Here is a 21,640-nt window from a genome sequence, read left to right as displayed (position 1 = left end):
GTGAACACGACTTCCGCGGCGGGACGCGATTCCCGCAGCAGCCTTTCCGTCGGCGTCGGCAGCGCGATGGCCGCCGGCCTGTGCTGGGGCATGATCTTCTCGGTGCCGGTGCTGCTGCCGAGCTACTCGCCGCTGGCGCTGTCGGCCGGCCGCTACCTGGCCTTCGGCCTGATCGTGCTGCTGCCGGCTTGGCTCGACCGTCGCCGGCTGGCCGCGCTCGGCGCTGCCGACTGGAAGAAGGCGCTCGAGCTGGCGCTGGTCGGCAACCTGCTCTACTACTGCGGCATCGCCTTCGCCGCACAGCACGCCGGGGCGCCGATCACGGCGGCGATCATCGGCACGCTGCCGGTGGTCATCGCGATCAGCGGCAACCTCGTCGACAAGCAGGTGCGCTGGCGCCGGCTGGCGCTGCCGCTGCTGCTCATCGGCGGCGGGCTGGCGCTGATCCACGGCCGCGAGTTCGGCCGCGCCGCCGTCGACACCGGTGGCGGCGACTACCTGCTCGGCATCGCCGGCGCGCTGTTCGCGCTGTTCTGCTGGACCTGGTACCCGCTGCGCAACGCGGCGTGGATCGCGCGCCGGCCGCAACTGTCGATGACTGCCTGGGCGACCGCGCAGGGGCTGGCGACGCTGCCGCTGGCGCTCGCCGCCTTCGTCGCGCTGGCCTGGCTGCCCGACCACGACTGGCCGCTCGGCGCCGACCCGCTGCGCTTCGTGGCGCTGATGGCGGCGCTCGGCCTGATCGCGTCGTGGCTCGGCACGCTGTTCTGGAACGTCGCCAGCCGCGCGCTGCCGGCGACGCTGTCGGGGCAGCTGATCGTCTTCGAAACGCTGTTCGGACTGGCCTTCGCCTACGCGCTGCGCAGCGAATGGCCGGACACGGCGAGCGCCGTCGGCATCGCGCTGCTGGTCGCCGGCGTCGTCGTCGGCGTACGCGCCTGCCGCCCGGAAACGCCGTGAGCACCGCCCGCCGAACCGCGGCCGTCCTCGGCAACGGGGTCCGCGGGAGGGCCGCGCGATGACCCGCCGCCTCTCCGACCGCGGCTTCGCGCTGCTGCTCGCCGCGCTCTCGGCGCTCGGTCCGTTCTCGATCGACACCTACCTGCCGTCCTTCCCGGAGATCGGCGAGAAACTCGGTGCCTCGCCGCTGCAGGTGCAGCAGACGCTGACCGCCTACCTGATCCCGTTCGCGGCGATGGCGCTGTGGCACGGCGCGATCGCCGACGCACTCGGCCGTCGCCGGGTGATCCTGTGGGCGCTGGCGCTGTTCGCGCTCGCCTCGGCCGGCTGCGCCTTCGCGACGAAGATCGAGCACCTGTGGCTGCTGCGTGCGGCGCAGGGCATCAGCGCCGGCGCCGGCGTCGTCATCGGCCGCGCCATCGTGCGCGACCTCTACGACGGCGCCGCCGCGCAGCGGCTGATGTCGCACGTGGCGATCACCTTCGCGCTGGCGCCGGCGATCGCGCCGGTGATCGGCGGCTGGCTGCATTCATGGTTCGGCTGGCGCGCGGTGTTCGTCTTCCTGACGCTGCTGACGGCGACGCTGTGGCTGGTCAGCTGGCGCTGGCTGCCGGAGACGCTGCCGGCGGACAGGCGCCGCTCGCTGCATCCGGTCTATCTCGGCCGCACCTACTGGAAGGTGCTGACGCGGCCGAGCTTCCTCGCCGCCACCGCGGCGCTGGCCTGCAACTTCTGCGGCTTCTTCATCTACGTGCTGTCGGCACCGGTCTTCCTGCTGACGCATCTGGGCGTTTCCGAGCGCGCCTTCCTCTGGCTGTTCGGGCCGGCGATGGGCGGGCTGATGCTCGGCAGCTGGCTGTCCGGCCGGCTGGCGGGGACGCTCACGCCGCTGCAGTGCATCGGCCGCGGCTACGCGGTGATGGCGGCGGCGGCGCTCTTCAACCTGGCGCTCAGCCACGCGCTGCCGGCGGGCGTGCCGTGGAGCGTGCTGCCGCTGTTCGTCTACACGACCGGGATGGCGCTGGCGATGTCGGCGCTGACGCTGTTGGCGCTCGACCCGTTCGCCGGCGAACGCGGGCTCGCCGCGTCGTGCCAGACCTTCCTGCAGTCCGGCACCAACGGCCTCGTCGCCGGGCTGGTGGCGCCGCTGCTGTGGGCGTCGACGACGACGCTGGCCTGGGGCATGGCCGGTTTCGCGCTGCTCGGCGCCGGCGCCAGCGCGCTCTACCTGCGCAGCCGGCACGACTAGGAAGCGTCAGGGCATCTGCCGGCAGTGCGTCTCACGCGCGAGCAGGATCAGCACCAGCGACAGCACGATCGCCGCAAAGATCAGCGAGAAGCCGGCCTGGTAGGCGGCGGCGTCGTAGACGCGGGCGCCGCCGACGCTGTTGCCGAGCCAGTTGCGGTCGAGGATCCAGCCGACGCCCGGCTGCAGGAACATGCCGCCCATCAGCGGCCCCATGTTGCAGACGCCGGAGGCGGTGCCCATCAGCCGCGACGGCACCGACTCCTTGGCGAAGGCGAAGCCGATGATCAGGTTGCCGCAGGCGAAACCGCTGACGATGAGCACGCAGACCAGCGCCCACAAGGGCAGCGGCAGGTAGATGACGATCCCCCAGCCGATCAGCGCGATCACCGTGGTGATCACGTAGAGCGGCTTGCGCCGGCCCATGCGCTCGGACAGCGAACCGAGGATCGGTCCGCCGAGCGCCCAGGCGATCAGCAGCGTCGAGGTGATCGCCGCCGCCGTCTTCGTCTCCAGCCCGTGCACCTGCTTCAGGTAGGGCACGCCCCACAGGCCAGCGAAGGTCAGCACCGAGCCGGCGACGCCGATCGGCACGATGACCAGGATCCAGCTGTTGCGGTACGACAGCACCTGCATCAGTCCGTGCCACACCGAAGCGTGGTGGTGCGCGCCGGCGGCCGGCGCCGGCGCATGGCTCTGGTAGCCGCGCTCGCTCGGGTCGTCGCGGACGAACAGCCAGATCGCGACGCACAGCGCGGCGGTCACCGCCGCGGTGACCATCATCACCGCGCGCCAGCCGAAGGCCTCGACCAGGAGGCGCAGCGGCACGCCGGCGACGACGCCGCCGCAGACGCCGCAGAACAGCGCGATGCCGGAGGCGAGCGCGAACTGGTTCGGGCGGAACCAGCGCGTCGCCAGTTTGAGCATCGAGACGAAGGCCACCGCTACCGAGGCGCCGATCAGCAGCCGGCCGGCGTTGGCCCAGAAGATCGTCGGCGCGAACGCGAACAGGAAGGTGCCGAGCGCGGCGATGCCGGCGCCGGCGGTGAGCAGCCGGCGCGGCCCCCAGCGGTCGGCGATGATCCCGGTCGGGATCTGCATCGCGACGTAGGAGTAGAAGTAGAACGCGGAGAGGTTGCCGAGCGCGGCGGCACCGAGGGCGAAGTCGGTCATCAGCCGGTCGGTGATCACCGCCGGCGCGACGCGCTGGTAGAAGCCGATCAGGTAGAGCAGCGCGCCGAGGCCCCAGACGCTCCAGGCCAGCGCCGCCGGCGGAAATCTTTTTTGTTCGCTCAACTCTGCTCCCAGGGCAGGCCGTCGACGCGCCAGCCGTTCAGCGTGTTGCGGTGCATGTGCTCGTCGCGCTCGCCCTCGAAGCCGTACAGCACGTTGATCACGTCCTTGAAGCCGGCGGCTTCGAGCGCCTCGCCGGCCTCGATCGAACGTCGGCCGCTGCGGCAGATGATCACCACCGGCCGCTGGGGATCGCTGTCGGTCAACCGCTTCACCTCGGCGACGAAATCCGGATTGACCTCCCAGTCCTCACCGTCGTTCCACGCGATGTGGATGGCGCCGAGCGGGTGGCCGACGAAGTAGTACTCGATCGTGCTGCGGCAGTCGACGAACAGCGCCTCCGGGCGCTGTTCGAGGAAGGTATGCGTCTCGCACGGGGTCAGGTGTTTCATTTGTTTATACTGGATTCGTGCCGGTCGGATGGTCGGACGATTCTACAAGGAAGCCCTTCATGTTCAAGCGCCTTGCCGCCGCGCTCGTCTCGCTCGCCGCCGCCGTCCTGCCCGGTTGTGACGCCGTTTACCTCGGCGAGTTCAAGCCGGGCGTCAGCACCGCCGCCGAGGTGCGCCAGCGCATGGGCGCGCCGGCCGCCGAATACGCCAACGCCGACGGCAGCGTCACCTGGGAATACAACCGCCAGCCGCAGGGGGTGCACACGCACATGCTGACCTTCGGCGCCGACCAGGTGCTGCTGCGCATCGAGCAAGTGCTGAGCGACGACAACTACGCGCAGCTCGCGAACGGCATGAGCAAGGAACAGGTGCGGCGCATCCTCGGCAAGCCGGGCAGCACGATGACCTTCCCGGGCAGGCGCGAAGAGGTCTGGGACTGGAAGGTCGAAGGCACGCCGCCGGAGGAGTGGCACTTCTACGCGCACTTCAGCACCGACAGCGGGCTGCTGGTCGGCGCCGGCAAGACCTTCGTGCAGCGCGGCGGCTAGAACACGATCACCTGCCGCACCGCCTGCCCGGACGCCAGCCGGTCGAAGCCCTCGTTGATCTGGTCGAGCACCAACCGGTGTGTGATCAGCTTGTCCACCGGCAGCCGTCCGCCCTTGTAGAGCTCGATGTAGCGCGGGATGTCGCGCCCCGGCACCGCCGAGCCGAGGTAGCTGCCCTTCAGCGTGCGCTCCTCGGCGGTCAACTGCACCACCGGCAGCGACAGCCGGTGCGCCGGATTCGGCAGGCTGCAGGTCACCGTCGTGCCGCCGCGCCGCGTCAGCTGCCAGGCGAGTTCCAATGCCGGCACCGCGCTCGCCGCCTCGATCGCGACGTCGACGCCGCCGGGGATCGCCGCCTTCAGCTGGGCGACGACGTCCGGGTCGTCGGCGCGGAAGACCCGCGTCGCACCGAGCGCCAGCGCCAGTTCCAGCTTCTCCGGCTGCACGTCGAGCGCGACCACCTCGCGCGCGCCGGCGGCGAGCGCGCCGAGCACGGCGGAGAGGCCGACGCCGCCGAGGCCGAGCACCGCCGCCGTCTGGCCGAGGCGGACCTGCGCCGAGTTCAGCGCCGCGCCGACGCCGGTCAGCACCGCGCAGCCGAATACCGCCGCGACCTCCGGCGGCAGGTCCGGGCGCACCTTGACCAGCGAACCGCGGTTCACCACCGCATATTCGGCGAAGCACGAGACGCCGACCTGATGGTTCAGCGCCTGCCCGTCCGGCCGCGCCAGCACGCGATGGCCGCCGACCAGCGTGCCGGCGCCGTTCGCCGCCGCCCCCGGCTCGCACAGCGCCGGCCGGCCTTCCTGGCAGGGCAGGCAGTGGCCGCAGGAGGGGACGAAGACCAGCGCCACCGCGTCGCCGCGCGCGAGGTCGGTGACGCCCGGCCCGCAGGCGTCGACGACGCCGGCCGCCTCGTGGCCGAGCACCATCGGCAGCGGCCGCGGCCGGTCGCCGTTGATGATCGACAGGTCGGAATGGCACAGGCCGGCGGCGGTGATGCGCACGCGCACCTCGCCGGGGCCGGGGTCGCCGAGCGCGATGGTCTCGACCGAGAGCGGCTTCGACTGCGCGTAGGGCATGGGCTGCTGCATGCGGTCGAGGACCGCGGCGCGGATCTTCATTTCGCCTCCTCCGTGATCGGTTTTTTTCACGCAGCATAGCGCAAGCGCCATTGACAGACCCATCCCCCCCACTAGAATCGGAGCCCGGCCTCCTCTTCCCCCGACCATGTCCCTGTCCCGACTCGGCCGCTACGAAATCACCGGCACCCTCGGCCGCGGCGCGATGGGCGTCGTCTATCGTGCGCGCGATCCGCTGATCGAGCGCACCGTCGCGCTCAAGACCGTCGCCTGCGGCACTCTGTCGGCCAGTGATGCCGAGGAGTTCGAGCAGCGCTTCTTCCGCGAGGCGAAGTCCGCCGGCCGGCTCAACCACCCGAACATCGTCACCATCCACGACGTCGGCCGCGACGGCGAGCTGGCCTGGATCGCGATGGAATTCCTGTCCGGGCGATCCCTGCGGGACCGGCTCGACACCGGCGTGCCGCTCTCCTGCGAGCGCATCGTCGAGATCGCCGCCGCCGTCGCCGACGGCCTCGCCTTCGCCCACGCCCAGGGCGTCGTGCACCGCGACGTGAAACCGGCGAACATTATGGTGCTCGACAACGGCACCGTGAAGCTCACCGACTTCGGCATCGCGCAGATTCCCGGCGGCGGCCTGACGATGGCCGGCGCCGTGCTCGGCTCGCCGAAGTACATGTCGCCGGAGCAGGTCGCCGGGCAGAAGGCCGACGGCCGCTCCGACATCTTCTCGCTCGGCACCGTGCTCTACGAGCTGCTCACCGGACAGCCGCCGTTCTCCGGCGACAACCTGCACGCGACGATGTACCAGGTGGTGCACAAGGCGCCACCGCCGCCGTCGGGCTGCTGCGCCGGCCTGCCGCCGGTCTTCGACGCGATCGTGGCCAAGGCCATGGCCAAGGAGCCGGCGGAACGCTACCAGGACGCCGCCGAACTGGCGGCGGACCTGCGCCGTGCGCTCGGTGCGGTGACGCCGACGCTGTCCGGCGAAGCCGCCGGCATTGCAACGCCATCGCCGGCGGCGACGATGCCCGCGCCCCTTTGGCGGCGCCCCGTCGCCGTTGCCGCCGGGCTGGCGCTGCTTGCCGGCGCCGCCGTCATGGCGCTGCGCCCGGCACCGAGCGCCGCACCGACGCCTACGCCGGTTGCCGCGCCGGCCGCGCAAGCGGCAGCGGAACCTGTGCCGCCGCCGCATGTCGACAAGCGGCCGGTCGACGCCCGCCCGGCCGAACGCAAGCCCGTCCGCGACCTGCCGCCGGCAAAACCGGCTCGACCGGCTGCGGCCGGCGACTGGCTGGCTGCGTTGCGCGCCGACCTGAAGGCCTGCGACGCGCAGCCGGTGTTCCGCCGCATCGTCTGCTCGGAGCGGGCGCGCTGGCGGCACTGTCCGGGGCACTGGGGAACGGTCGAGGAGTGTCCGGCCACGGCCGCGGAGAACCGCCCGGCGCCGTGATCCGGCAGTCCGGTTTTCTTGGATTATCAGCCGCTTGGCGTTAGAATCCGTGCCTCGCGCCGATTTGAACTTCAGCTTGCGGGCGCGTAACAAATACGGCTAAAGCGGGCGTTCATTCCGAAACCCGTTCGCACCCGACGCTGAACGGGTTTTTCGTTTTTGAGGTATCTCCATGCAGCCCGACCGCAGCTCCGAACTCTCCGCCCTGCTCAAACAGCGCATCCTCGTCCTCGACGGTGCGATGGGCACGATGATCCAGCGCCACGGGCTGACCGAGAAGGATTACCGCGGCACGCGCTTCGCCGACCATCCGCACGACCTCAAGGGCAACAACGACCTGCTGCTGCTGACCAAGCCCGAGGTGATCCGCGGCATCCACGCCGAGTACCTCGCCGCCGGCGCCGACATCCTCGAGACCAACACCTTCAACGCGACGGCGATCTCGCAGGCCGACTACCGGCTAGAGCCCGTCGTCTACGAACTGAACGTCGCCGGCGCCCGCCTCGCGCGCGAGGTGTGCGACGAATTCACGGCGCAGAATCCGGCCAAGCCGCGCTTCGTCGCCGGCGTGCTCGGCCCGACCTCGCGCACCGGCTCGATCTCGCCGGACGTGAACGACCCCGGCTACCGCAACGTCACTTTCGACGAGCTGGTCGAGACCTATACCGAGGCCATCCGCGGCCTCGTCGACGGCGGCGCCGACCTGCTGCTGGTCGAGACGGTGTTCGACACGCTCAACGCCAAGGCGGCGTTGTTCGCCATCGAACAGTTCTTCGAGACCGCCGGCCGTCGCTGGCCGGTGATGATCTCGGGGACGATCACCGACGCCTCCGGCCGTACGCTGTCGGGCCAGACGGCGGAAGCCTTCTGGAACTCGCTCAGCCACATCCGGCCGCTGAGCTTCGGCCTGAACTGCGCGCTCGGCGCCAAGGAGCTGCGTCAGTACGTCGAGGAGCTCTCCCGCGTCTGCGACTGCTTCGTCTCGGCGCACCCGAACGCCGGCCTGCCGAACGCCTTCGGCGGCTACGACGAGACGCCCGAGCAGCTGGCCGAGGAAGTCGCCGACTGGGCGAAGCACGGCTTCGTGAACATCGTCGGCGGCTGCTGCGGCACCTCGCCGGACCACATCGCGGCGATCGCCAAGTACGTCGCCGGCGTCAAGCCGCGCGCGATCCCGGTGATCGAGAAGAAGCTGCGCCTCGCCGGGCTCGAGCCGTTCAACGTCGGCCCCGAATCGCTGTTCGTGAACGTCGGCGAGCGCGCCAACGTCACCGGCTCGAAGGCCTTCGCGCGCATGATCCTCGAAGGCCGTTTCGACGACGCGCTGGCGGTCGCCCGCCAGCAGGTCGAGAACGGCGCGCAGGTGATCGACATCAACATGGACGAGGCGATGCTCGACGGCCAGGCGGCGATGGTCCGCTTCCTCCACCTGATCGCCTCCGAGCCCGACATCGCGCGCGTGCCGGTGATGATCGACTCGTCGAAATGGGAGGTGATCGAGGCCGGCCTCAAGTGCATCCAGGGCAAGGGCATCGTCAACTCGATCTCGATGAAGGAGGGCGAGGCGAAGTTCCTCGAGCAGGCGAAACTCGCGCGCCGCTACGGCGCCGCCGTCGTCGTCATGGCCTTCGACGAGACCGGCCAGGCCGACACCTTCGCGCGCAAGACCGAGATCTGCGAACGCGCGTACAAGCTGCTCACGGGGATCGGCTTCCCGGCCGAGGACATCATCTTCGACCCGAACATCTTCGCCATCGCCACCGGCATCGCCGAGCACGACAACTATGCCGTCGACTTCATCGAGGCGACGCGCTGGATCCGCAAGCATCTGCCGCACGCGCAGATTTCCGGCGGCGTCTCCAACGTGTCGTTCTCGTTCCGCGGCAACGACCCGGTGCGCGAGGCGATCCACACCGTCTTCCTCTACCACGCGATCCAGGCCGGGATGACGATGGGCATCGTCAACGCCGGCATGCTCGGCGTCTATGACGACCTCGAGCCGGCGCTGCGCGAGAAGGTCGAGGACGTCGTGCTCAACAAACACGCCGGCGCCGGCGAGGCGCTGGTCGAGTTCGCGCAGACGGTGAAGGAGGGCAAGGCGAAGGACACCGGCCCCGACCTCACGTGGCGCGAACTGCCGGTCGAGGAGCGGCTGTCGCACGCACTGGTGAAGGGCATCACCGACTTCGTCGTCGCCGACACCGAGGAATGCCGCGCCGCGCTGGCCGCCGCCGGCAAGCCGCCGCTGGCGGTGATCGAGGGGCCGCTGATGAACGGCATGAACGTCGTCGGCGACCTCTTCGGCGCCGGCAAGATGTTCCTGCCGCAGGTCGTCAAGTCGGCGCGCGTGATGAAGCAGGCGGTCGCCCATCTGATCCCGTTCATCGAGGAGGAAAAGCTGCGCACCGGCGCCGCGTCGAAGGGCAAGATCGTCGTCGCCACGGTCAAGGGCGACGTGCACGACATCGGCAAGAACATCGTCGGCGTGGTGCTCGGCTGCAACGGCTACGAGGTCGTCGACCTCGGCGTCATGGTGCCCTGCGACAAGATCCTGCATGCGGCGAAGGAGCACGGCGCGCAGGCAATCGGCCTGTCCGGCCTGATCACGCCGTCGCTGGAAGAGATGGCCCACGTCGCCGCCGAGATGCAGCGCCAGGGCTTCGCGAATCAGGGCATCCCGCTGCTGATCGGCGGCGCGACGACCAGCCGCGCGCATACCGCGATCAAGATCGCGCCGAACTACGAAGCGCCGGTGGTCTACGTGCCGGACGCGTCGCGCGCCGTCGGCGTCGTCACCAAGCTGCTGTCGATCGACCACGCCGCCGATTTCAAGGCCGAGGTCGCCGCCGACTACGAGAAGGTGCGCGCGCAACATGCGAACAAGAAGGGCGTGACGCTGGTGTCGCTCGACGCGGCGCGCGCCAACGCATTGCCGTTCTCCGGCGCGCCGGTGCAACCCAAGAAGACCGGCGTCACCGTGTTGAAGGACATCGACCTCGCGACGCTCGCCGAGTACATCGACTGGGGCCCGTTCTTCCAGACCTGGGACCTCGCCGGCGCCTACCCGAAGATCCTCGACGACGAGAAGGTCGGCGAAGCCGCGCGCGCCGTGTTCAAGGACGGACAGGCGATGCTGAAACAGCTGATCGCCGGGAAGTGGATCACCGCGAACGCGGTGTTCGGCCTGTGGCCGGCGAACCGCGTCGGCGATGACGTCGAGCTCTATACCGACGAGTCGCGCACGATAGTGCTGGCGACCACGCACCACCTGCGCCAGCAGCACGAGCGCCCGTCCGGCAAGCCGCACTACTGCCTGGCCGACTTCGTCGCGCCGAAGGGGACGCCCGACTGGGCCGGCGCCTTCGCCGTCACCGCCGGCCTCGGCATCGAGAAGAAGCTCGCCGAATTCGAGGCGGTGCACGACGACTACCACGCGATCATGCTGAAGTCGCTCGCCGACCGCCTCGCGGAAGCCTGCGCCGAGTGGCTGCACGCGCGCGTGAGGAAGGAGTACTGGGGCTATGCCGCCGACGAGCAGCTCTCGAACGAGCAGCTGATCCGCGAGGAGTACAAGGGCATCCGCCCGGCGCCCGGCTACCCGGCCTGCCCGGACCACACCGAGAAGGGCACGATCTTCGCGCTGCTCGATGCGCCGACGAACGCCGGCATGGCGCTCACCGAGGCCTTTGCGATGACGCCGGCGGCGGCGGTCTCCGGCTGGTACTTCGCCCACCCCGAGGCGCAGTACTTCGCGGTGTCGAAGATCGGCCGCGACCAGCTCGAGGACTGGGCGGCGAGGAAGGGCATGAGCGTCGCCGAGGCGGAACGCTGGCTGGCGCCCATCCTCTAAACGGAAGCGGCGGACAGACGCACGACGAGTGGCACAGCACAGCGGGGCCGGCGATAATGGCGGTTCGCCCCGTGGGCACGCAGCACCAACCTTCACGTATTCGGATGCAGCCATGACTTTCAAGGTATTCATCGACGGCCGGCACGGCACCACCGGCCTGAAGATCGACGAGCGGCTCTCGATCCGCCCGGAGATCGAGATCCTCGCCATCCCCGAGGCGCAGCGCAAGGAACCGGCGGTCAAGGCCGAGTTCATCAACGCCGCCGACGCCGTCTTCCTCTGCCTGCCCGACGCGGCATCGCGGGAGTCGGTCGCCTTGCTGCGCCCGGACAACACGCGTACCCGCTTCCTCGACGCCTCGACCGCGCACCGCACGCACCCGGACTGGGTCTACGGCCTGCCCGAGCTCAACGGCGGCCAGCGCGAGCGCGTGCGCCGCGCGCAGAAGGTCGCCGTCCCCGGCTGCCACGCCAGCGGCTTCATCATGCTGCTGGCGCCGCTGGTCGCCGGCGGCATCGTGCCGAAGGACTACCCGGTCAGCACCTACTCGATCACCGGCTACAGCGGCGGCGGCAAGGAAATGATCGCCAGCTACGAGGAACCGGAAAGCCTGCCCGAGGCGATGAAGAGCCCGCGCTTCTACGCGCTCGGTCTCACCCACAAGCATCTGCCGGAAATGCAGGCGCAGACCGGCCTCGCGCACGCGCCGCTGTTCACGCCGATCGTCGGCAACTTCGCGCAGGGCATGGTCGTCGCGGTGCCGCTGCTGCCGCGCCTGCTGCCGAAGAAGGTGACGCCGGCCGACGTGCAGGCCTATTTCGCCGAGTATTATGCCGGCGAGGTGTTCGTCAAGGTGATGCCGCTCGACGCCGCGCCGCTGCTCGACAACGGCTTCCTGCCGGCGACCGCGTGCAACGACACCAACCGCGCCGAGATCTTCGTCTTCGGCCACGGCGAGCAGATCCTGCTCGCCGCCCGCTTCGACAACCTCGGCAAGGGCGCGTCCGGCGCCGCGATCCAGTGCATGAACATCATGCTCGGCGTCGACGAGGCGACCGGACTGGCAGTCTAGATACGCCGCGGCAACGGAAACGGCCGGAACGGGGGTGCCCGTCCCGGCCGTTTTTTTGGCCGCCGGCGCCGGGTCAGTAGAGCAGGTAGTCCTGCCGCACGCGCGCCCAATCGGCTTCGTCGCGCGCGGCGAGCGCGTCGAGGTCGGCCGGCACCGCCGCCGCGTCGTCGACCCATTCGCGCAGCAGCGGCGAGCCGTTGATCAGGTCGATCGCCAGCCGCTCGTGCTCGTACTCGTAGGCGAAGTCGCGCCACAGCGGGTAGTCGGGCGCGAGCCGGCGCAGCGCCTTGAAGGCCAGCGCCTGCACGCGCCACGGGCGGAACGCGGCGTGGTCGTAGTGCAGCGGGTCCTCGACGTGGATCTGCACGCCATGGCACAGCCGGCCGGCGTGCTTGTGGAAGGTCGGCTCGAACCAGCACTCGCGCAGCACGCAGCCCTTGAGCCAGTGCGGCGCCAGCGCGCGCATCTCGGCGACGACGGCGCGCGCGTCGAGGTCGGGGGCACCGAACAGTTCGAGCGGCCGCGTCGTACCGCGCCCTTCCGACAGCGTCGTTCCCTCCAGCATCACCGTGCCGGCGTAGGCGCGGGCCATCGACAGGTTGGGCGCGTTCGGGCTCGGGTTCACCCAGCTGCGCTCGCCCAACGGCCAGCCGTAGCCGGGCGCGGCGTCCGGCTGCCAGCCGTCCATCGCGACCACCTGGCAGTCGACGTCGAGCTGCAAGGTGGCGACGAACCAGCGCGCCAGCTCGCCCATCGTCAGCCCGTGCCGCATCGGCATCGCACCGGCGCCGACGAAGCTCTCCCAGCCGGGCCTCAGCGTCAGCCCCTCGACCGGGCGGCCGGCCGGGTTCGGGCGGTCGAGCACCCACACCGCCTTGCCGCGCCGCGCCGCGGCTTCGAGCACGTAGCGCAGCGTGGTGATGAAGGTGTAGATGCGGCAGCCGAGGTCCTGCAGGTCGACCAGCAGCACGTCGAAGCTGTCCAGCATCGCCTCGGTCGGCCGCCGCACCTCGCCGTAGAGGCTGAACACCGGGATGCCCAGCAGCGGGTCGACGTAGTCCGGCGACTCGACCATGTTGTCCTGCTTGTCGCCGCGCAGCCCGTGCTGCGGGCCGAAGGCGGCGGTCAATTGCAGCTCGGGCAGCGCGGCGAGCGCATCGAGCGAATGGGTCAGGTCGCGCGTCACCGACGCGGGATGGGCGAGCAGCGCGATGCGCTTGCCGGCGAGCGGGCGGCGCAGGGCGGGGTCGGCGAGCAGGCGGTCGAGGCCGAAGCGGATCTTGGCGGTCATGGTCGTCAGGGCAGGGCCGGCAGCCTCGCGGCGAAGCTGTCGCGGCGGTGGAAATCGGGGCGCCCGGCGGTGTGGCGCAGCGCCCAGTAGGAGAGCTGCGGCGCACCGTCGTCACCGCTTTCCTCGGCGACCAGCGTCAGCGCCAGTTCGCATTCGTCGCCGGCAGGCAGCCAGGCGGTGGCGAGTGCGACCTCGAGCACGAGTTCGTCGCCGTCGGCATGGCAGGCGATCGCCGGCGCCGGCCCGCCCGGCGGCCGCAGCGGCTCCCGGTAGCCGGCGAAGGCGTAGGCCGCCCATGCGCCGGACGGCGAGAAGTTGAACTCGCGGTAGGCGGGGTCGCCCGCGGCGGCGACGAAGGCCTCGCCGCAGGTATGCCGCCACAGTTCGTCGGTGCGCGCCGGAGTCGCCGCCGCCGGCACGCGCAGCCGGGAAAGCTCGCCGGCCAGGCGGAAGGCGATGTGCAGCGTGTCCCCGGCGAACGCGACGCGCGCGCCGACCGCGCGCAGCCCGAGCGCCGGCGTCGCCGGGTGGCAGTGCAGGGTCAGGCAGCCGTCGGCGGGCAGATGCATGGCGGGTCGGAAAGCGGCGGATGACGGGGCGCAGCCATTGTAGTCGACAAGGCCGCCCGCCGGCCTCGGTTACAATGGCGATCGCCCCCGCCGCCATCCGATGCCACCCGCCTTCCGCAGGATTCCGCCCAGCCCGATGACGAACGTCCCGATCGAATCCGGTGCCGATCTGCGCCCGCGCAACACGCTGGCGCTGCCGGCGCGCGCCGCCCGGCTGGCGACAATCCGCTCGGCCGACGAGGCGCGGGCGCTGGCCGCCGACCCGCGCTGGCGCGGCGTGCCGCGCTTCGTGCTCGGCGGCGGCAGCAACCTGGTGCTGTGCGGCGACTTCGCCGGGCTGGTGCTGCAGGCGGCGCTGCCCGGCCGCGCGCTCGCCGGCGAGGACGCCGAAGCCGTCTACGTCAGCGCCGGCGCCGGCGAGAACTGGCACGACTTCGTGCAGTGGACGCTCGCCGCCGGCCACCCGGGGCTGGAGAACCTGTCGCTGATCCCGGGCACCGTCGGCGCGGCGCCGATCCAGAACATCGGCGCCTACGGGCTGGAGGTGTGCGAGCGCTTCGCCCACCTCGACGCGCTCGACCTGGAGACCGGCGAGACGCGCCGCTTCGACGCCGCCGCCTGCCGCTTCGGCTACCGCGACAGCGTCTTCAAGCAGCAGGGCTGGCACCTGTGCGGCCGCTTCCTGATCCTCGCCGTGACCTTCCGCCTGCCTCGGGCGTGGGCGCCGCTGACCGGCTACGCCGAGGTCGCCGCCGAACTCGACCGTTGCGGCATCGCACGGCCGACCGCGGCCGAGGTCGCCGCCGCGGTGGTCGCCATCCGCCGGCGCAAGCTGCCCGACCCGGCGACGATCCCCAACGCCGGCAGCTTCTTCCAGAACCCGGTGGTCGCCGCCGAGCAGGCCGCGGCCCTGAAGGCGGCGCACCCGGCGCTGCCGACCTACGCGCAGGCCGACGGGCGGGTCAAGCTCGCCGCCGGCTGGCTGATCGAGCAGGCCGGCTGGAAGGGCCGCAACCTCGGCCCGGTCGGCATGTACGAAAAGCAGGCGCTGATCCTGGTCAACCGCGGCGGCGCCACCGGCGCCGACGTGCGCGCGCTGGCGGCGGCGGTGCAGGCCGACGTCCGCGCGCGCTTCGGCGTCGCCCTCGAACCCGAGCCGATCTACTTCCCGGCGTAGAGACAGGCGGCGACGCCGGTGGCAACCGCATCGGCCATGCGCTCCCGGCGCGCCGGGTCGGCGAGCAGCAGCTCCTCGTCGCGGTGCTTGATGACGCCGGCCTCGAACAGCACCGCCGGCAGCGTCGTGCGGTAGAGGACGACCAGGTTGTCGTAGACATGCACGGCGTTGCTCTCGTCGGCCCACGGGCGTTTCGGGAAGTGGTGGCGGGTCGGCACGAAGCCGGCGCGGCGCAGCATCGCGCCGATCGCCGACGCGCAGCGGCCGCTCATCTCCGGCGCCGGGTTGTCGCGCGACACGTAGAGCGAGAAGCCGGCGTGCGCGTCGCTGTAGCTCAGCGTCTCGCCGTTCCATTCCCATTCCTGCAGCAGCTCCTCGCGCACCGAATCGTGATGCAGCGACAGGAAGAAGTCGGCGCCCGCCGCCGCCTGCGGCCGTGCGGCGAGGCTGCCGATCGCGCCGTCGAAGTTGACCGCGCGCACCGTGATGCCGCGCGCTTCCAGCGCCGGCGCGAGCGCCTGCGCGAAGTCGCGGTTGAATTCGAACTCGCCCCGGCCGCGGGCGCTGATCGCGCCCGGGTCGGCGAGGCCGTGGCCGACGTCGAGCGCGACTTCGGCGGCATGGGCCGCGGACAGCGCCAGCACCGCGGCTACAATGAACGTTCTTCGCTTCATCGCCGGAATTTAACCATGCCGCCCCGTCTCGTCCATTTCGCCGACCCGCTGCCGCCGCCCGCCACCGACCGGCCGGCGCCCGAGCGCGCGCTCGGCCCGTCGCCGCTGCGCACCACCTGGGAGGCCTACGCCGCGGCCGACGGCCTGTCGATCGGCGAGTGGGCCTGCGAACCCGGGGCCTGGCGGATCGCCTTCCACGACCGCCGCCACGAGTTCTTCCACGTCCTCGAAGGCCGCCTGCGCATCGTCGACGAGGACGGCCGCGCGCGCGAGTTCGGCGCCGGCGACGCCGGTGTGATCCCGGCCGGCTTCCGCGGCACCTTCGAGGTGCTGGCAGCGGTCAGGAAGCGCTACGTGATGATCGACCCGCCGGCTTGACAGCCCCCGGCCCCGGGCAAAGAATCGGGCCATGAGCGACCCCGGTCAGACCACTCTTGCGTTGTCGAACCCGCTGGACGGCTGGATGGCGGTCGTGGTCGGCGGCCTCGCGCTGGCGCTGGTGCTCGCCGCGCTGCTGATCGAGATCGGCCGCCGCCGCCGGCTCGCCGACGACCTGGCGGCGAACGCGGCGAACTACCGGATGCTGTTCGACAGCAATCCGAACCCGATGTACGTCTACGACGTCGACTCGCTCGAACTGCTCGCGGTCAACCAGACGCTGCTCGGCCACTACGGCTACGCCGCCGCCACCGAGCTGGTCGGCCAGCCGGTGTTGACGCTGCATGCGGAGATCGAGCGCGAAGCGGTGCGGCAGACCATCGCCCGCCTGGCGAGCAGCGGCGAGGGCCAGTTCAAGCGGCGCTGGCTGCACCTGCGCAAGGACGGCGAGTGCTTCCCGGTCGAGATCTTCTCGCAGCCGATGCGCTACGCCGGCCACCAGGCGCGCATGGTGGTCGCCCGCGACCTCGGCGATCAGGTCAAGGCGGAATTGGAGCTGCTCAGCCAGCGCCACTTCCGCGAATCGCTGCTCGAGGCGCTGCCGCTGCCGGTCTTCTACAAGGACCGCGACGGCCGCTATCTCGGCCTCAACGACGCCTTCCTCAGCTTCTTCGGCGCCAGCCGCGAGCATTTCGTCGGCAAGACCGCCTGGGATATCGCGCCGCGCGAGCTGGCCGCGCGCTACCAGGCGGCCGACGACGACCTCTACGCGCACCCCGACGACACGCAGGTGTACTCGGCGCAGGTGATGACCAAGACCAACGGCCTGCGCGACGTGATCTTCACCAAGGCCGTCTTCCGCGACCACCAGGGGCAGGTCGCCGGCCTCGTCGGCACCGTGCTCGACGTCACCGAGCGCGAGGCCGCCGACCGCGCGCTGCGCGAGAGCCGCGCCGAACTGGCGCAGATCCTCGAGAACAGCCCGCTGCCGATCTTCGTGATCGACGCCGAGCACCGCGTCGTCGTCTGGAACCCCGCCTGCGAGCGGACCTTCGGCGTGCCCGCGGCGCAGATCCTCGGCAGCCACCGGCAGTGGAGCCCGTTCTATCCGAGCGAGCGGCCGGTGATGGCCGACATCGTGCTCGAAGGCGGCCGCGAACCCGACGTCGCGCGCTACTACGAGAACCGCTACCGCCGCTCGCCGGTCAACCCGGAAGCCTACGAGGCCGAGGACTTCTTCCCGCACCTCGGCGACGGCGGCCGCTGGCTGTTCTTCACCGCGTCGCCGCTGCGCGACTCGAGCGGCAAGGTGGTCGGCGCGATCGAGACCCTGCTCGACATCACCGAGCGCAAGCGCGCCGAGGAACAGGCGCGCGAGCTGAACGAGCGGCTCGAGGCGCGCGTGCTGCAGCGCACGCAGGACCTGGCGCGGGCCAACGAGGAGCTGCGGCTGGCGATGCGGCAGCTGGTGCAGACCGAGAAGCTGGCGTCGCTCGGCAGCCTGGTCGCCGGCGTCGCGCACGAGCTGAACACGCCGCTCGGCAACGTGCTCACCGTCGCCACGACGCTGCGCGACCGCACCGAGGACTTCGTCGCCGCGGTGTCCTCGGGCGAGGGCCTGCGGCGGTCGACGATCACCGAGTACACCAACGGCTGCCTGGAAGCGGCGCGCATCGTCGAGCGCAACGCGCAGCGCGCGGCCGACCTGATCGGCAACTTCAAGGAAGTGGCGGTGGACCAGACCAGCACGCGCCGTCGCCGCTTCGACCTGCGCGAGGTGATCGACGAGCTGCTGGCTACGCTGCAGCCAACGCTGCGGCGGACGACACACCAGATCAGCGTCGAGGTACCGTCGGGAATCGTCCTCGACAGCTACCCGGGACCGCTCGAGCAGATTCTCGGCAACCTGATCATGAATTCGCTGCTGCACGGCTTCGAGCACGTCGCCGACGGCCGCATCCGGCTCACCGCCGAAGCCGACGACGACGCGGTCCGCCTCGGCTACAGCGACAACGGTGCCGGCATGGGCGAGGAGACCGCGCAGCATGCCTTCGATCCCTTCTTCACCACCAAGCTCGGCAAGGGCGGCAGCGGCCTCGGCCTGTACATCGTCTACAACCTGACCACCGCCGTCCTCGGCGGCAACATCGCGCTGAAGAGCGCCGCCGGCGAGGGCGCGCATTTCGACCTGGTGCTGCCGCGGGTGGCGCCGCGCCTCGCCGAGCCGGCGGAAGGGCAGTGAGCGGCGCCGGCCGCCGCCGGCCTACTTGTCGAAATCGCGCGGCGCTTCCCAGAGGACGAAGCCGTCCTTCTTGCGCGCGGTCAGCTCGAGCAGCTCGATGAACGGCTGCGCGCGCTGGCCGAGGCTGACGCGTTGCGGCGCCTCGTCGTCGTCGCCCTCGTCCGCCGGAGCGCTGCCGCGGTCGGCGGCGACCGCCTGGCGCAGGCGGGCGACGATCTCCGGCACCTGCTCGGCGAGGATCACGCCGCGCGCCGTACACTCCTTGCCGGCCGCCTGCAGCAGGCGCCGCGCCACGTCGGCGAACATCAGCATCTCGCCGGCAACATTCGAATCGAACCTGACAAGCATTTGCTCTTCTCCCTGCGGCCCCGGCCGCCGATTGCCATTGTCCGCCTTTTTCGGCGGCCGCAAGCAGCGGCACCGGGCTTGACTGCGGCACTGGCAGGAGGATTATCCGGATTTCATGGACCGCGATCATTCTCCGCCGCCGGCCGTCGCCCCCGGCGGCCTCTCCTGGCCGCTGCTGGTCGGCACGGCGGCCTTCCTGCTGCTGCTGGCGCAGCCGGCGCTGCTCAACGACGGCGACACCTACTGGCACATCGCCACCGGCCGCTGGATCGTCGCGCACGGCGCGGTGCCGGCGACCGACCCCTTCTCGCACACGTTGCCCGGCGCGCCCTGGACCGCGCACGAATGGCTGGCCGAAGTGCTCTTCGCCGCTGCCCATGCCGCCGCCGGCTGGGCCGGCGTGAGCGCACTCACCGCTGCCGCCGCGGCGGCGACACTGGCGCTGCTGACACGCTACCTGCTGCGCCACCTGGCGCCGATCCACGCGCTGGCCGGCGTCGCGCTGGCGGCGAGCCTGATGCTGCCGCACCTGCTGGCGCGGCCGCATGCGCTGGCGACGCCGCTGCTCGTCTGGTGGACGATCGCGCTGGTCCGCGCACGCGAGGCCGGCGGCACGCCCGGACTGCCGGCGCTCGCCGCGCTGCTGCTGTGGGCCAACCTGCACGGCAGCTTCCCGCTGGCGCTGCCGCTGGCCGCCGCCTTCGCCGGCGAGGCCGTGCTCGCCGCGCCGGCGGCGCGGCGACGCGCGACGGCGAGGAACTGGCTGCTGTTCGTCGTCGCCGCCTTCGCGGTCACGCTGCTGACGCCGCACGGCCTCGACGGCTGGCGCTTCGCCGCCGATTTCCAGCGCCTCTCGTTCAGCCTCGCCCGCCTCGGCGAATGGCGCTCGCCCGACTTCCAGCGGCTGCAGCCGCTCGAGCTCTGGCTGCTCGCCGGCGCCGCGCTGGTCCTCGCCCGCGGCCTGCGCCTGCCGCCGCTGCGCATCGCGCTGCTCCTCGGCCTGCTGCATCTGGCGCTGCAGCACGTGCGCCACGGCGAACTGCTCGGCCTGCTGGCGCCGGTGATCGTCGCCCAGCCCTTCGCCGCGCAGCTGGCGACGGCCGAGCGCGGACAGGCCGGCGGCCTCGACCGCTGGTTCACGGCACGGACGGCGCCGGCCAGCCGCCTCGCCGGCGCCCTCGCGTTCGCCACGATGCTCGTCGCGACGCTGCTCGCCGCGCGGGCGGAGACGCTGCGCCCGGCCGCCGCGGCGACGCCGGCCGCGGCGCTGCAGGCGGCGCGCGCCGCAGCACCGGCGGGACCGGTGTTCAACGCCTACGAGTTCGGCGGCTACCTGATCTACGCCGGCGTCCCGCCGTACATCGATGCGCGCGCCGACTTCTACGGCGACGCCTTCGTCGCCCGCTTCTACCGCGCGGTGACGCTGGACCCGCCCGACCTGCTGCCGCAGCTGCTGGAGCAGCACAGGATCGGCTGGACGCTGCTGCAGCCGGGCCTGCCGGCGGTCGGCCAGCTCGACCGGCTGCCCGGCTGGCGCCGCCTCTACGCCGACGGGACGGCGGTGGTACACGTCCGGACGCCCCCCTGAGCCCTGCCTGTTGTCATAAATCGCGGAGTGGGGAAGAATAGGCCTCGGCAAACGGAGGAGGGGACCATGTCCGAGACCAGGGAGGTACCCAGGGCCACCTGCGAGCTGGAGCAGTGGGTGCTGACCGAGATCGGCAAGCGCCGGCGCAGCGGCGAGGCGGTGAGCGCGATGCTGGCCGGCGTCGGCGCCGAGGTGCAGGCGCAGCGCATGGCCGATGCCGGCGCGCGCGTGCTGCTGCTCTCCGACCAGCCGGCGGCCGGCCGTGCCGACATCGACTGCCTGCCGTTCGCCACCGTCGGCGACGGCCCGCTGCCGCACGAACCCTTCGACCTGATCCTCAGCCAGCGCACGCTGTGCGGCATGCGCTACGACGAAGCCAAGCGCCGCCTGCGCGGCCTGCTGCAGCGGCTGAAGATCGGCGGCAAGCTGTTCATCTCGCTCTACGGCATCCATTCCGAGCTCGGCGACCACTACGCCGACGGCAGCAAGCTGGTCAGCGACCGCTTCGCGCCGGTGACGCCGGCGCTGGCCGAGCGCTACGGGCTGGCCGGGCCGGTCTGCCTCTATTCCGAGCGCAACCTGTTCTCGCTGCTGATGGAAGCCGGCGGCGCGGTGATCAAGACCTCGACCAGCGCACTCGGCCATGTGCGCGGCATTGCCGCCCGCATCTGAGCGACGGGTGTGGCACAGCACGAGGAAGTCCTCCGCGGCGTCTGAGCGCCCGGCCGGCGGCGCTTTACCGGGATGTTTCCGGGGGCTGGCGGAACGGCCGCCGCGACTGCGGTAGAATTGCCGCGTCGCAACATCCCCGGAAGCCCCATGTCCGACCTCCAGCACCTCTTCGAGAAAAACCGCGCCTGGTCCGAGTCGATCCGCCAGGACGACCCCGATTTCTTCCAGCGCCTGTCGCGCCTGCAGGCGCCCGAGTACCTGTGGATCGGCTGCTCCGACTCGCGCGTGCCGGCGAACCAGATCGCCGGCCTGCTGCCGGGCGAGGTCTTCGTCCATCGCAACGTCGCCAACCAGGTCGTGCACAGCGACCTCAACTGCCTGTCGGTGCTGCAGTACGGTGTCGACGCGCTGCGCGTCAAGCACGTGCTGGTCGTCGGCCACTACGGCTGCGGCGGCGTCAAGGCGGCGCACCAGAACCTGCGCCTCGGCCTGGTCGACAACTGGCTGCGCCATATCCAGGACGTGAAGCAGAAGCACGCCGCGAAACTGGCCGGCATCGGCGACGAAAAGGCGCTGATCGACCGCCTTTGCGAACTTAACGTCATCGAACAGGTGCTGAACGTGTGCCAGACGACGGTGGTCCAGGAAGCCTGGAACCGCGGCCAGGCGCTGACGATCCACGGCTGGATCTTCGGGCTGACCGACGGCCTCGTGCGCGACCTCGGCATCTCCATCGAATCGCCGGCGAACGTGCAGGCAACGTACGAGAAAGCGCTCGCCGCGCTCGAAACCGTCGCCTGACCCC

Annotated in this window: 19 protein-coding genes; 12 read left to right on the top strand and 7 right to left on the bottom strand. The window is 71.2% G+C overall.

Annotation, left to right across the window (positions count from 1 at the left end; translation table 11 throughout):
• Nucleotides 1-960 (top strand): DMT family transporter, encoded by a 960-nt coding sequence (locus IWH25_RS03455; protein ID WP_238998989.1) that lies wholly within the window; start codon nucleotides 1-3, stop codon nucleotides 958-960.
• Nucleotides 961-1,018: 58 nt separating this feature from the next.
• On the top strand, nucleotides 1,019-2,209 hold the full coding sequence (locus IWH25_RS03450; protein WP_203387963.1) for a multidrug effflux MFS transporter: 1,191 nt from the start codon (nucleotides 1,019-1,021) through the stop codon (nucleotides 2,207-2,209).
• A 6-nt stretch (nucleotides 2,210-2,215) separates the two neighbouring features.
• On the opposite strand, the gene IWH25_RS03445 is transcribed toward IWH25_RS03450, so the two are convergent.
• Nucleotides 2,216-3,502, bottom strand: a complete 1,287-nt coding sequence (locus IWH25_RS03445; protein WP_203387962.1) for an MFS transporter — start codon at nucleotides 3,500-3,502, stop codon at nucleotides 2,216-2,218.
• Nucleotides 3,499-3,891 carry a rhodanese-like domain-containing protein gene (locus tag IWH25_RS03440; RefSeq protein WP_203387961.1) on the bottom strand — a complete coding sequence of 131 codons (393 nt, stop codon included), beginning with the start codon at nucleotides 3,889-3,891 and terminating at the stop codon, nucleotides 3,499-3,501. Before IWH25_RS03440 ends, IWH25_RS03445 begins: the two co-directional genes overlap by 4 nt.
• Nucleotides 3,892-3,950: 59 nt before the next feature.
• On the opposite strand from IWH25_RS03440, the gene bamE reads away from it, so the two are divergent.
• Nucleotides 3,951-4,439 (top strand): outer membrane protein assembly factor BamE domain-containing protein, encoded by a 489-nt coding sequence (gene bamE, locus IWH25_RS03435; protein WP_203387960.1) that lies wholly within the window; start codon nucleotides 3,951-3,953, stop codon nucleotides 4,437-4,439.
• Here bamE and IWH25_RS03430 read toward each other — a convergent pair.
• Complete coding sequence (locus IWH25_RS03430) at nucleotides 4,436-5,563, bottom strand: zinc-dependent alcohol dehydrogenase family protein (protein ID WP_203387959.1); 1,128 nt, start codon at nucleotides 5,561-5,563, stop codon at nucleotides 4,436-4,438. The genes bamE and IWH25_RS03430 overlap by 4 nt on opposite strands.
• Nucleotides 5,564-5,669: 106 nt before the next feature.
• Here IWH25_RS03430 and IWH25_RS03425 point away from each other — a divergent pair, with 106 nt between their 5' ends.
• The 3 genes from IWH25_RS03425 (at nucleotide 5,670) to argC (ending at nucleotide 11,896) form a co-directional block, all read left to right on the top strand.
• Nucleotides 5,670-6,974, top strand: coding sequence for a serine/threonine-protein kinase (locus IWH25_RS03425; protein WP_203387958.1), 1,305 nt, complete (start codon nucleotides 5,670-5,672; stop codon nucleotides 6,972-6,974).
• A 172-nt stretch (nucleotides 6,975-7,146) separates the two neighbouring features.
• Nucleotides 7,147-10,824 carry a methionine synthase gene (gene metH, locus IWH25_RS03420; protein WP_203387957.1) on the top strand — a complete coding sequence of 1,226 codons (3,678 nt, stop codon included), beginning with the start codon at nucleotides 7,147-7,149 and terminating at the stop codon, nucleotides 10,822-10,824.
• A gap of 112 nt (nucleotides 10,825-10,936) precedes the next feature.
• Nucleotides 10,937-11,896, top strand: coding sequence for an N-acetyl-gamma-glutamyl-phosphate reductase (gene argC / locus IWH25_RS03415; protein ID WP_203387956.1), 960 nt, complete (start codon nucleotides 10,937-10,939; stop codon nucleotides 11,894-11,896).
• 73 nt (nucleotides 11,897-11,969) lie between these two features.
• Here argC and IWH25_RS03410 read toward each other — a convergent pair whose 3' ends face one another.
• A complete protein-coding gene (locus tag IWH25_RS03410; RefSeq protein WP_203387955.1) occupies nucleotides 11,970-13,187 on the bottom strand; it encodes an exo-beta-N-acetylmuramidase NamZ family protein in 1,218 nt (405 codons plus the stop codon).
• Between the two features lie 5 nt (nucleotides 13,188-13,192).
• Entirely contained in the window at nucleotides 13,193-13,756 is a 564-nt protein-coding gene (locus IWH25_RS03405; protein WP_203387954.1) for a DOMON-like domain-containing protein, read from the bottom strand.
• Nucleotides 13,757-13,892: 136 nt separating this feature from the next.
• On the opposite strand from IWH25_RS03405, the gene murB reads away from it, so the two are divergent.
• Entirely contained in the window at nucleotides 13,893-14,933 is a 1,041-nt protein-coding gene (gene murB / locus IWH25_RS03400) for a UDP-N-acetylmuramate dehydrogenase (protein WP_203387953.1), read from the top strand.
• On the opposite strand, the gene IWH25_RS03395 is transcribed toward murB, so the two are convergent.
• Nucleotides 14,918-15,607, bottom strand: a complete 690-nt coding sequence (locus tag IWH25_RS03395; protein WP_203387952.1) for an N-acetylmuramoyl-L-alanine amidase family protein — start codon at nucleotides 15,605-15,607, stop codon at nucleotides 14,918-14,920. The genes murB and IWH25_RS03395 overlap by 16 nt on opposite strands.
• 15 nt (nucleotides 15,608-15,622) lie before the next feature.
• Here IWH25_RS03395 and IWH25_RS03390 point away from each other — a divergent pair, with 15 nt between their 5' ends.
• Both IWH25_RS03390 and IWH25_RS03385 read left to right on the top strand, forming a co-directional pair.
• Nucleotides 15,623-15,985: a cupin domain-containing protein gene (locus tag IWH25_RS03390; protein ID WP_203387951.1), complete on the top strand. Its 363-nt coding sequence runs from the start codon at nucleotides 15,623-15,625 to the stop codon at nucleotides 15,983-15,985.
• A gap of 31 nt (nucleotides 15,986-16,016) precedes the next feature.
• Nucleotides 16,017-18,227 (top strand): PAS domain S-box protein, encoded by a 2,211-nt coding sequence (locus IWH25_RS03385; protein WP_203387950.1) that lies wholly within the window; start codon nucleotides 16,017-16,019, stop codon nucleotides 18,225-18,227.
• A 21-nt stretch (nucleotides 18,228-18,248) separates the two neighbouring features.
• Here the strand turns inward: IWH25_RS03385 and IWH25_RS03380 are convergent, their stop codons facing one another.
• Nucleotides 18,249-18,575, bottom strand: coding sequence for a DUF1840 domain-containing protein (locus IWH25_RS03380; RefSeq protein ID WP_203387949.1), 327 nt, complete (start codon nucleotides 18,573-18,575; stop codon nucleotides 18,249-18,251).
• Nucleotides 18,576-18,690: 115 nt separating this feature from the next.
• Here IWH25_RS03380 and IWH25_RS03375 point away from each other — a divergent pair, with 115 nt between their 5' ends.
• The 3 genes from IWH25_RS03375 (at nucleotide 18,691) to can (ending at nucleotide 21,636) form a co-directional block, all read left to right on the top strand.
• Nucleotides 18,691-20,163 carry a hypothetical protein gene (locus tag IWH25_RS03375; protein ID WP_203387948.1) on the top strand — a complete coding sequence of 491 codons (1,473 nt, stop codon included), beginning with the start codon at nucleotides 18,691-18,693 and terminating at the stop codon, nucleotides 20,161-20,163.
• A gap of 66 nt (nucleotides 20,164-20,229) precedes the next feature.
• Nucleotides 20,230-20,835, top strand: coding sequence for a hypothetical protein (locus tag IWH25_RS03370; RefSeq protein WP_203387947.1), 606 nt, complete (start codon nucleotides 20,230-20,232; stop codon nucleotides 20,833-20,835).
• A 147-nt stretch (nucleotides 20,836-20,982) separates the two neighbouring features.
• Nucleotides 20,983-21,636 carry a carbonate dehydratase gene (gene can / locus IWH25_RS03365; RefSeq protein WP_238998988.1) on the top strand — a complete coding sequence of 218 codons (654 nt, stop codon included), beginning with the start codon at nucleotides 20,983-20,985 and terminating at the stop codon, nucleotides 21,634-21,636.
• The last annotated feature ends 4 nt before the right edge of the window (nucleotides 21,637-21,640 follow it).

Origin of the sequence: Azospira restricta (assembly GCF_016858125.1) — a bacterium.
GTDB lineage: Bacteria > Pseudomonadota > Gammaproteobacteria > Burkholderiales > Rhodocyclaceae > Proximibacter > Proximibacter restrictus.
This window is presented reverse-complemented; position numbering and strand designations above follow the sequence as displayed.